At 69.2% G+C, this 10,397-nt stretch carries 7 protein-coding genes and 1 pseudogene; 2 read left to right on the top strand and 6 right to left on the bottom strand.

Annotated elements, in window-relative coordinates; genetic code table 11:
- Window positions 1–117 precede the first annotated feature (117 nt).
- The gene (locus AB0959_RS52645; RefSeq protein WP_366834150.1) at window positions 118–2,463 is read right to left on the bottom strand and encodes a pyruvate dehydrogenase; all 2,346 of its coding nucleotides are present in this window, start codon (window positions 2,461–2,463) and stop codon (window positions 118–120) included.
- Window positions 2,464–2,617: 154 nt separating this feature from the next.
- Here AB0959_RS52645 and AB0959_RS52640 point away from each other — a divergent pair, with 154 nt between their 5' ends.
- On the top strand, window positions 2,618–3,100 hold the full coding sequence (locus AB0959_RS52640; protein WP_366834152.1) for an Lrp/AsnC family transcriptional regulator: 483 nt from the start codon (window positions 2,618–2,620) through the stop codon (window positions 3,098–3,100).
- A 35-nt stretch (window positions 3,101–3,135) separates the two neighbouring features.
- On the opposite strand, the gene AB0959_RS52635 is transcribed toward AB0959_RS52640, so the two are convergent.
- Together AB0959_RS52635 and AB0959_RS52630 are read right to left on the bottom strand one after the other, a co-directional pair.
- Window positions 3,136–4,050, bottom strand: a complete 915-nt coding sequence (locus tag AB0959_RS52635; protein ID WP_366834149.1) for an ABC transporter permease — start codon at window positions 4,048–4,050, stop codon at window positions 3,136–3,138.
- A complete protein-coding gene (locus AB0959_RS52630; protein ID WP_366834148.1) occupies window positions 4,047–4,655 on the bottom strand; it encodes an ABC transporter ATP-binding protein in 609 nt (202 codons plus the stop codon). The genes AB0959_RS52635 and AB0959_RS52630 overlap by 4 nt, the downstream gene beginning before the upstream one ends.
- Before the next feature lie 152 nt (window positions 4,656–4,807).
- Here AB0959_RS52630 and AB0959_RS52625 point away from each other — a divergent pair, with 152 nt between their 5' ends.
- Window positions 4,808–7,123, top strand: coding sequence for a polyprenyl synthetase family protein (locus tag AB0959_RS52625; RefSeq protein ID WP_366834147.1), 2,316 nt, complete (start codon window positions 4,808–4,810; stop codon window positions 7,121–7,123).
- A 155-nt stretch (window positions 7,124–7,278) separates the two neighbouring features.
- Here the strand turns inward: AB0959_RS52625 and AB0959_RS52620 are convergent, their stop codons facing one another.
- The 3 genes and pseudogenes from AB0959_RS52620 to AB0959_RS52610 form a co-directional block, all read right to left on the bottom strand.
- Complete coding sequence (locus tag AB0959_RS52620; RefSeq protein ID WP_366834146.1) at window positions 7,279–7,596, bottom strand: hypothetical protein; 318 nt, start codon at window positions 7,594–7,596, stop codon at window positions 7,279–7,281.
- Between the two features lie 131 nt (window positions 7,597–7,727).
- Window positions 7,728–8,365 (bottom strand): annotated as a pseudogene (locus tag AB0959_RS52615) (zinc-binding dehydrogenase); the annotation flags it as partial.
- A 367-nt stretch (window positions 8,366–8,732) separates the two neighbouring features.
- Window positions 8,733–10,283, bottom strand: coding sequence for a hypothetical protein (locus tag AB0959_RS52610; RefSeq protein ID WP_366834145.1), 1,551 nt, complete (start codon window positions 10,281–10,283; stop codon window positions 8,733–8,735).
- Window positions 10,284–10,397: the final 114 nt, after the last annotated feature.

Raw genomic sequence — 10,397 nt, 5'->3', positions numbered from 1 at the left:
CTGTTCGGTGTGGTTCTTTTACTTCTTCCTCGGGGGCCCCGTCGTGTTGGCGCGCCGCCCCCGCTGCTGTGGGCTTGCGAAGGAATACCAGGTCAGCGCCAGTCCGGGAACTCTCCTTCAGCGGATGAGGTCGAGCGCCGCGGTGATGATGCTGTCGGTGTCGATGCCGTGGTGGCGGTAGACGTCCTCGATCGTGCCGGACTGGCCGAAGCGGGTCACTCCGAGGGGAGTGATGGGCGCGTTCTGGATCGTGCCCAGGAAGGCCAGTGTGTGCGGGTGGCCGTCGAGAACGGTGACGAGCGGCGTGGTCCGGTCGGCGGGGAAGATCCGGTCGAGGATCCAGGTCGGGCCCTCAGTCAGACCACGGCGGGCCTGCAGCGCGCGGAAGAGCAGGTCAGGGCTGGTCACACAGACCACATCGGCGTCGTGACCGAGTGCGGCGAGGCGGTCCGCTGCGGCCAGTGCCTCAGAGGTCGGCGCGCCCATGGCGGCCAGCGTCACCACTGGCTTTTCGTGCCGGCGCAGCCGGTAGGCTCCGGCGGTCACCTGCCGTCGGCGGCGTTCGCGGGCGGCAGGGTCGGCGGGCACGGCCGCGAGCGTCTGGTCGACGGGCTTGGTGGACAGCCGCAGGTAGGCAGAACTCCCGCCCGGGCGGCCGAGGTTGTTGAGGGCGGCGAGCAGGCACCATTCGGCGTCGAGGGCGAACGCGGGCTCATAGGTGACGCAGCCGGGCTGCTCGATACCGAGGGAGGGCGTGGTGATCGACTGATGCGCGCCGCCCTCCGGAGCGAGCGTGACGCCGGAGGGCGTGCCGACCAGGATCGACTGACCGCCGGAGTAGATACCGAATGACCACGGTTCCAGGGCCCGGTTGACGAAGGGGTCGTAGACCACGCCGATCGGCAGCAGCGGCTGGTCCCAGCGGCTCCAGGTGGCGCCCAGTTCACCGAGCAGACCGACCAGGTTGGTCTCGGCGATGCCCAGCTCCACGTGCTGACCGGTCGGCCGCTCCCGCCAGTGCAGGATCGTCTCGGCGTCGTCGGCGAACCAGTCGGGGCGCTCGGTCGAGGACCACACGCCGACCTTGTTGAGCCAGCCGCCGAGGTTGGTGGAGGAGCTGACGTCCGGGCTGACCGTGACGATCCGGGCGGCCGCCTTCGGCGTCCGACGGGTGAGGTCCAGCAGGACGCGTCCGAGGGCCTGTTGGGTGTTGCCGGAGCCTGTCGGCGCCGGGCGGCCGAGGTCGGTGGGGACCGCGGGCGGCTGCTGTGGCTCACGCACGGCACGGCGCAGCCGTTGGGCGGCGGCCGCGCACAGGGCTGCCTCCGGCGAACCGTCGGCGAAATGCGCCCACGGGTGGTCGAGGTCCGTCCCCAGGCCATGGGACAGCGCCCTCATCTGCTCCCCGGTCAGCAGGGAGGAGTGGTTCTGCGGGTGTCCCTCGGTGGGCAGCCCATGGCCCTTGACGGTGTACGCGAAGATCACGGTCGGGCGGGTGTCGTCGACGGCGCCGAAAGCGTCCGTCAGCGCTCCGAGGTCGTGGCCGCCCAGGTTGCGCAGCGCCGCCGGCAGCGCCGCGTCGTCCAGGGAGGCGATGAGCCCGGCGATCGGCCCCGCGAGGGAACCGGTGCCGGGCAGGCGTTCACGCACCTGGTCGGCGGAGCAGCGCAGCAGGCGCTGGTATTCGGGGTTGCCCATGGCGTCGACACGGGTGCGCAGTGCCTCACCGCCGGGCCGGGTGAACAACTCCCGCAGCAGACGCCCGTACTTGAGTGTGATCACCTGCCAGCCCGCCGCCGCGAACATGCCCTGCAGCCTGTCCGCGGCGATGCCGGGCACGACCCTGTCCAGGGACTGCCGGTTCAGATCGACGACCCAGACCACCTCGCCCAGGCCCGGCACCATCGGGTCCTGGATCGCCTCCCAGATGGCGCCCTCGTCCAACTCCGCGTCACCGAGCAGGGAGTACTGCCGCCCCCTGCCGGTCCCGCCGAAATGATCGTCGACGTAACGGCGGGCGAGCGCACCCCACAGCGGGGCGGTGGCGCCGATGCCGACCGAACCGGTGGAGTAGTCGACGGGGTCGGGGTCCTTGGACCGGCTGGGGTAGCTTTGCAGGCCGCCAAAGGCGCGCAGGGTGGTGAGGTAGGACTCGTCCAGCTCGCCCAGCAGGTAGTTGATCGCGTGGAGTACGGGTGAGGCATGGGGCTTGACGGACACGCGGTCCTCGGCGGTCAGGGTGTGGAACCACAGCGCCGTCATGACCGAGGTCATCGAGGCGCTGGACGCCTGGTGGCCGCCGACCTTCAGCCCCGAAGGGTTGGGCCGTACCCGGTTGGCGTGGTCGATGATCGAGGTGGACAGCCACAGCACCCGTTGCTCGATGCTCCGGAGCACAGTGAGAGCTCCCTGCTGGGCAGAACCCGGGGCATCGGCATCGACCAGGCCGACCTTCGTGACCATCACAGACCACCTCCACTACTGGTTTCACGCCTCGAGAAAATCAACGTTGCGCTCCGCCAGTAGAAAGATGACTCTTCGCATGCACAAGTTGTGGTCTTTCGATTGAGCATTCTGCTCACATCGCGAGGTCGAGGAGAGAGGCCGATTGAGCACCATGAACAACGAGCGCACGCTGGACGCGACCGACGCCCGGATTCTGCTGGCCCTGGACGCCGATCCTCGTGCCACCGTCGTCGCCCTGGCCGAACGGCTGGGGCTGTCCCGCAACACCGTCCAGGCACGGGTGGCCAGGATGGAACAGGGCAGCGCGCTGGGACCCTTCGAACGTCGGGTCGTCCCGAAGGCTCTGGGCTATCCGCTCACCGCGTTCATCACCGCTCAGGTCGACCAGCATCGTCTGGCCGAGGTGTCCCAGGCGCTCGCGGGTCTCGCAGAGGTCGTGGAGGTCTTCGGCCTCAGCGGTGAGACCGATCTGCTCGTACGGGTGGTCGCCACGGACGCCGAGGATCTGTACCGGATCGCGGGGCAGATCCTCGCCGTTCCCGGAATCGAACGCACGACCACGGCCCTGGCCATGCGCGAACTCGTACCGCACCGCGTCACCCCGCTGCTGCGTCATGCCGCAGCGAGCAGGTAGCCGACCGCCAGGGCCCGAGGGTGGCGGCCCGCTGTTCATGAACGTCTGAGGGAGGGGCGAGGGGGCGAACAGTCCTGCTGCTGCGCGGGCACGTTGGGTGCTGGAGCGGACACGGAGGCAGTCGGCGTGGTGTCGTCAGGGGTACGCGGCGCGATGATGCGCGGTCGTGGTCTGCTGAGGCTGTTGCGGGTGCGGATGTGGAAGGCCAGCAGACCGGTGAGGGCGGTGGCCGTGAACCATCCGGCCTGGATGGCCAGGTACTTCGGCAGGGGTGTGGCCGAGAATCCGGCGCCCGTGGCGGCCTGCATGGCGCCGTAGGAGGGCAGGTAGCGCACGATGCCACCGTTCGAGCTGGAGCTGTAGAGGGGGTTTTGGAGGGCGAGGTCGATGACGCTGGTCATCACGATGGCGAACATGCCTTCCACTTCACGGCGCAGCAGTGAGCCGAACGCGACGCCCAGAGAGCCGTAGGTGATGCCGGCGAGGAAGAGGGCCGCTGCGAGCAGGGCCGGTTGCCGGGGTTTCCAGAAGGTACAGGTGAGGGCGGTCGCGTAGGCGGCCACGGCTGCGGAGATCAGTGTGAGGGAGACGAGCTTGGCCAGGACGAGGTGGGTGCGCGGGTAACCGGCCAGGGCGAGGCGGCGGTCGAAGCGGCCGTTGACGAAGGAGGCCGCGAACATCATGAAGCCGATGATCAGCGTGACGGCGTTGAGGGCGCCGGTGATCTCGGTCAGCTGGTTGCCGTGAGGGGTGAGCAGGTCTCCGGTGGCGCGCAGCCGGAAGCGGGTGGGGGTGTCCGGGACGGAATAGAAGGCCAGCGCCGTCCACACCGGGATGAACAGGGCCACGAGCACCATGGCGAAGCGGTTGCGCACATGCTCGGTCAGCGCGTAGCGGGCCGCGGTCGTGAAGAACGTGCGGTGGCGGCGCCAGGACCGGCGGGGCGTCACGCCGCACGCTCCGTGGTCTGTTCGTGCAGAAGACCGCCGTCCAGGCGCCACAACACGTCGAGACGTTCGGCGTCGTAGGCGAGGTGGGACACCACGAGCACGGACCGGCCTTCATCGCGCAGCCACGTGGCCAGGTCCCAGAACCGCTGGTAGGTGTCCCAGTCGAAGCCCTGGTAGGGCTCGTCCAGCAGCAGGACGTGCGGGTCGTGCATGAGGGCGAGGGTCAGGTTCAGCTTCTGCCGGGTCCCGCCGCTGAGGACCGCGGTCCGCTCCTCGGCGTACTCGCTGAACTGCAGCGCGTCCATGACCTCTTCGGCGCGGTCCAGGTCGCTCAGGCCGTAGGCGACCTTGAAGTAGTCCAAGTGCTGGCGGACGGTGAGCGCGTCGTTGAGGACGGCTGCCTGAGGGCAGTACCCGAACCTGCCCCCGTGGACGACCGTGCCTCGATCGGGAGCCAGCTCGCCCGAGAGAATCTTCAGCAGGGTCGATTTGCCCGCGCCGTTCTCTCCCACGACACCGGCCAGGACTCCGGCCTCCAGCCGTAGGTCGATGCCACGCAGGACCTCACGCCGGCCGTAGGCGTGGTGCACGCCCCGTACTTCCATCGATGGTCTCCTCCCCTTGGCGTTCCGCTCTAACGAGCGGAGAGCGGCGACGACACGGCGATCCGGATGTTTATCGACGGAGCTTTCATCCGATCTGATGGTCGGACGGCCGGTGGCCCGTCATGGAAGCAACGGGCATCTACGTTCTCCGCATGACCACCTCCTCCCGCTCCACGGCGCGTGTCCCGTCGCAGGCGACCCCGCATGACGTCGCCGACCCGGCGGCCTTCGGTTTACCCCACCCCTCCGCCGGCGCCGAAGCGTGGTACCTCAACGGTCATCTGCGCGACGAGGACGGCAACGCGTACACGTGGATGATCGGCATGCTGCGCCACCACGACGTCCACGACGATGCCGCCGCCCCCGGCCACGCCCTGGTGTCCGTCCGATCGGGCCCGACAGGCGTGTCCCGGAGCACCTGGCTCACGCCCCCCATGCACGACACGGTCCGCAAGGCACTCGCCGGCGACACCGCACAGGACCACCGGGTCCGCGAAGCACTGACGCAGGCCCTTGCCGACGGCCCCCTGCTGCCCGACCGGCTGCTGGCCGAGCCCGTCGCCGAGTCGTACGAGACCCTGGACATCTCCTTCGGTGACCTGGCAGCGCTGCGCCTCCAGGAGGACGGCGGCTACCGCCTGGCCTTCGGAGACGAGGAACGCTTCGAACTCGTCCTCGCCCCCGCCAAGACCGCAGTCCCGCAGATCGATGAGCAGGGCCGCTACCCGGGACGGCTGCCCACCGACGCGGACGCGATGACGTCGTACTTCGTCCCGAGGCTGCACGCCCACGGCACGGTTCAGCGGGAAGACGGCACCCAGAGACGGCTGGAGGGCCACGCCTGGTTCGAGCACGACTGGGGTGCGACCTACTACGACGTCCAGCGCTCCCCGGGGACACCCGACCACACCTGGGAGTGGGCCGGTATCCAGCTCGACAACGGCTGGGAGATCAGCTGCATCCACTCCCGCACCAGCGATCCCGCAACCGGTGCCACCGGCCTGGAATTCACCCGCGCCACAGCGGTCGACCCCGACGGCACCGTGAGCTACCACGACCTGACCTGGCGGCCCGTGAAGCACTGGACCTCACTGGCCACCCTCAACACCTACCCCACCACAGTGCACGTGAGCGTGCCCGACCTCGGCCTGGACGCCGAGGTCACCGCGACAACCGCCGAGGGCGAGGTCCGCACCCTGGTCGTGGGCCGCGCCATGTGGGAGAGCCCCGCGGCCGTCCACGGCACCATGGGAACCACACCCGTCAGCGGCACCGCCTACCTGGAGACCCTCCCGACCAACACCATCGGCGACATCGAGCACTACATGCGCCGCACCCACGACATCGCCGGCACGGAAGCCGCAGCCCTGTACTCCCCGGACCCGCGCGACGAGGCCGCGCTCGGGCTCCTCACCGGCACCAGCGGCCTGACCGGCCTCGATACGAGCGCACGTGCCCGCCTCCACCAGGCGGTCTCCGCACCCCTCCTCCACCTGCTGAACAACCCCGGACGCTCCTGGCGCCCCTACGTCGCCGCGACCGTCCTGTGTCTCCTCGACACCGACCCCGAGCCCTACCGGCCGCTCACCGCGATCACCGAACTCCTTCACCTCTCCGCGCTGGTCATCGACGACATCCAGGACGACTCTCCCACCCGACGAGGCCGTCCCAGCGTCCACGAGGTCTTCGGCACCGCTCCCGCCATCACCGCCGGCACCCTCGGCTACTACACCTTCGACGCCCTCATGCAGCGAGTCCCGCAAGCCGATCCGGCCACCATGCTGCGCATCTACCGTCTCTACCTTCGGGACCTGCGCGCCGCCCACGCCGGCCAGGCCCTCGACATCGCCGGACACCACACCGCGTTCGACGAAGCCGTCACCACGGGCGACGCCCGCCCGCTCCTCGACGAAGTCCGCACCGCACACCGCCTCAAGACCGGGATGCTCGTCCGCAGCACCGCCGAGGTCGCCGCGATCCTGGGCGGCGCCGACGAGCGGCAACTCGACGCCATCTGCCGGTACTTCGAAGCCGTCGGAACCTCCTACCAGATCACCGACGACGTCTCCGACCTGTACGGGCAGGTCACCGCGGAGGAACACCAGCAGGGCATCACCACCCGAGCCCCCGCCGAGGACCTGCGCAACGGCGAGGTCACCTACCCCGTGGCCCACGCGGTCGCACGCCTCGACGCGACCGACCGCAAACGCCTGCGAGACACGCTTCGGCAACGCACCGACACCGGCGCCCGCACAGCCTGCCGGCTCATCCTCCACAGCGGGGCGCTCGAAGCCTGCACGACCGAAGCCCGCACCCTCGTCGACGAAGCCTGGGCCCAGCTGGCCCCTCTCCTGCCGCCCACCCCGCACAAGGCCATGGTGCGTGCCCTGGGCTGGTACGCCGCGCAACGTGAAACCGACGGCTTCTTCCGTGGAACAGCTGAAGCCCTGCCGGCCACGCAGAACTGACAGCTGCCAGCGTGACGTTGTGCACGGAAGGCTCCCCAAGAGGCAGGGGTGGTGCCGCGTGGCGGGCCGGCCCGCGTGGAACGGCAGGTGGGTGATCGCCTCGGTGAGTTCCTCGGCGGTCAGCCCGTTGTCGAGGGCGCGGCGCAGGTGGCCGGTCAGTTGGGCTTCGCGGCGGGGGCGGCCGGGGCGGCGACGGTGACCGGGCTCAGCTCCGGCCGCTGGTCGTGTGTCTTGGGGGGACCCTTCCTTGCTCTGGCTGGATGGGATACCGGTTGCCGGCCGCGCTCCATCATGCGCATCTGGGCTTCCAGGTGGGTGTCCCCGGCGGCCGGTGGCAGACTGCTCAGCCGTGCAAGCTGTTCCTTGCTCAGGCGGACGGCGTCGGTGCCGGCGCCGGTGTAGCCGTGGGACATGTCCATGGCCCCCAGGCCGATGCGGGAGACGTCCAGGTCGCGCAGAACGATGTGCTTCATGAGGTGTCCCGTTCGTTCGAGGGTGTGGTTCGGCGCGTACGGCAAGGGCGTTGGAGCCGCGAAGGCCGAGAGGTGCCGCAGCGCACGGTAGGAGAGTCGGGCGGCGATGGCGGGCAGCCCCGCCGGGCCGGTCAGGGGCGGGCGGCGACCTTGAGGGCTTCGCGGTCGTTCATGAGCCGGTAGTCCTCCGCGATGTCTTCCAGCGGCACGCTGCGGTCGAAGACCCGGCCGGGGTGGACGGCGCCGCTGAGGATGTGGGGCATGAGGTCTTCACTGTAGGCGCGAGCGGGGCGACGCCCCTGGTCAGAGTGATGTTGGGCAGGAACTCGGGGAAGCCGAGGGGAACCTCCGCGTACTGCGGGGCGCCGACACGGCTGATGACGCCGCCGTCGCGGACGACGCCGGCGGACTGCACCAGCGCCTCCTTCAGACCCACGCACTCCAGGACCCGATCGGTGCCGTGGCCGCCGGTCAGGTCCCGGACCGCGGCGATACCTTCCTCGCCGGGCGCGGCGCCGACGTCGGTCGCGCCGAAGTCGCGGCCGAGGTCGGTGCGAGCGGTGTGCAGGCCCATCAGGACGATCTGCTCGGCACCCAGCAGCCTCGCGGCGATGACGGCCGACAGGCCGACGGCGCCGTCGCCGATCACGGTGACGTGGTCCCCCGCTGCCACGCCGGCCGTGCGGGCGGCGTGGCAGCCGGTGCACATCACGTCGGACAGCGTCAGCAGATCCGGCAGCTGCTCGGAGTCCTCGCCGGCCGGGACGCGGGATGGGCCAGCTCCGGCTCCTCCGCCACAGCCTGGCTCCCGTCCCCAGCGCCACTCATCGAGTAGGCGGCGGGGGCCCAATGCTCCCAGAGCGCCGGCGTGGCCGCGGGCACCGGCACCGCGCGTTCCGCCCCTTCACGCCCCTCCCACAGGAACGTGACCGTAACGGGCTCGCCGACCGCCTCGGCCAACCCGAGCCCCCTCTCCACCTCATCGTTGATCGGGTTTAACCCGCCACTACATCGATCTGAATGCCCATGGCGCCCGAGGCTACCGGCCGGCTCCGACATACCAGGGCCACAGCCACCGGCATCGACTGGCGGTTCAGTGCCGCCGTGTGTTGTGCAGCTTGTCCGGCACTGTGTTCCTAGCGGACGTCGACGAAGTCCTCACGTCCGTAGTCCGCGTAGTGGGTGCTCGGCGTGTCGATGTAGCGCATCTGCCAGGTGCCGTCCTGCTGCGCGGTGAACTTCTTGCTGAAGGTGCCGTCGGTCCCGGTCGTGGCGGTGCCCAGTTTCTTCCACGTGGCGCCGCTCGTGGAAGCCTTGAAGTAGATGCGGACCGACTGGCCGGGGAACGCCTTCCAGGACGTACCGTACTTCCGCAACAGGCCGCCCTTGGCCGTGATCCGGGTGCCCCTGCGTACGCCCTCGGGCGTGACGTCGTCATTGAAGAGCTGGGTGGACTTGCGGCCGAGCTTGAAGGCCGTGCTGGTCAGGCCCGCGTTCGTGTGGCGCAGCCGCCAGTAGCTACTGCTGGAGCCCTTCTTGGCCGGGGACTGGGTGAAGGTCGCGCCGTACTGCGCGGTGAAGGTGCCGACATTCGACCAGGTCCGGCCGTCCGTGGAGTGCTCCATGGCGATGGTGGCCGTCGTACCTGCGGGGTACGTGCCGGCCGTGACGTCCAGCTTGCCGGTGAAGGTGACCTTCCGGTACTTGTCCACACTGGCCTTCAGCGACGAGAACGTGCTCGTCCGGGGAGGCGTGGCGACGGCGATGGAGTGCGTCGGCGGCGTGTTGAACCAGCCCAACCAGCCCGTTTCACCGGGCGTGATCTTCACCGTGCCGCCGCGCGTGACGGTGAACTTGTCCGAGAAGGTCCCGTCGGCCTGGGTTCTCACGGTCTTCTGGCCGACGATCTCGATGTAGGCGGCCATCGGCTTTTCCGTGCCGTCATCGGCGATACGGGTGAGCTTGCCCTTTACGGGAACGTCGCTCCCGTACGGGGCATTGACGGTGCCGAGGGGCTCGTCCACCTTCAGCTTCAGGTCCTGCCTGCGGAACGGCAGGGTGAGCCCCTCCTCCTCCGCGTCGAATATGAGGTCGACCTGGGTGTCCGTGCTGTAGTCGGAGAAGGTCAGGGACTTGGTGAAGCTCCCCGTATCGTTCGTCCGCAGCCAGCCCTCGGAGCTCATATAACCCCGGCTGCGGTAGTAGAGCCCGGCTCCTGCGAACGGCTTGACCTCGTGCGTGTGCGGGTCCTCGGCCACGAGGGTGCCGGACACGTTGATGTGGGAGTTGTCGTAGGAGATCCACTGACGGTCGCTGGTGACCGTCAGTTGGGGGTCGAGTGCGTAGTTGAGTTCGCCGTTGTCACGGTCGACGAGCTCGTCCGGCCGGCCCTCCCGGACCACGACGTCCATGGTGTAGACGCCCATCTCGGGGAGCGTGACCGGCTCGGAAAGGAAGTTCATGTCCCAGCATTCGCTCTCGGGAGCGCACTGGTCGGTGTCAGCGAGCCGGACAGTCGCGAGGACTTGGTCGCTGCCCTTCCGCCGGACACGGATGCTGACGTCCTCAGGGCGTACGTCGAAGTCGTAGGACTCGTAGACGGCGTGTACCTTGCCGTCCTTCACCTCGGTCGAGGTACGCGACTTGAGACGCACGTCGGCCGCCTGCGCGGCCGGCGCGGCGATCAATGTGGAGGCTAAGAGGTCCTAACAGAAGCTGTTGATCATGTGACTTTCGGCTTGGGGTGTCGTTGGTCTGGTCGTGGGGAAACATCAGTCGCGGCCATGGATCGTGTCGGATGA

This window comes from Streptomyces sp. NPDC046862, assembly GCF_040704615.1.
Classification (GTDB): Bacteria; Actinomycetota; Actinomycetes; order Streptomycetales; family Streptomycetaceae; genus Streptomyces.
Note: the sequence above shows the minus strand (reverse complement) of the source record. Positions and strands in the feature narration are given on the sequence as shown.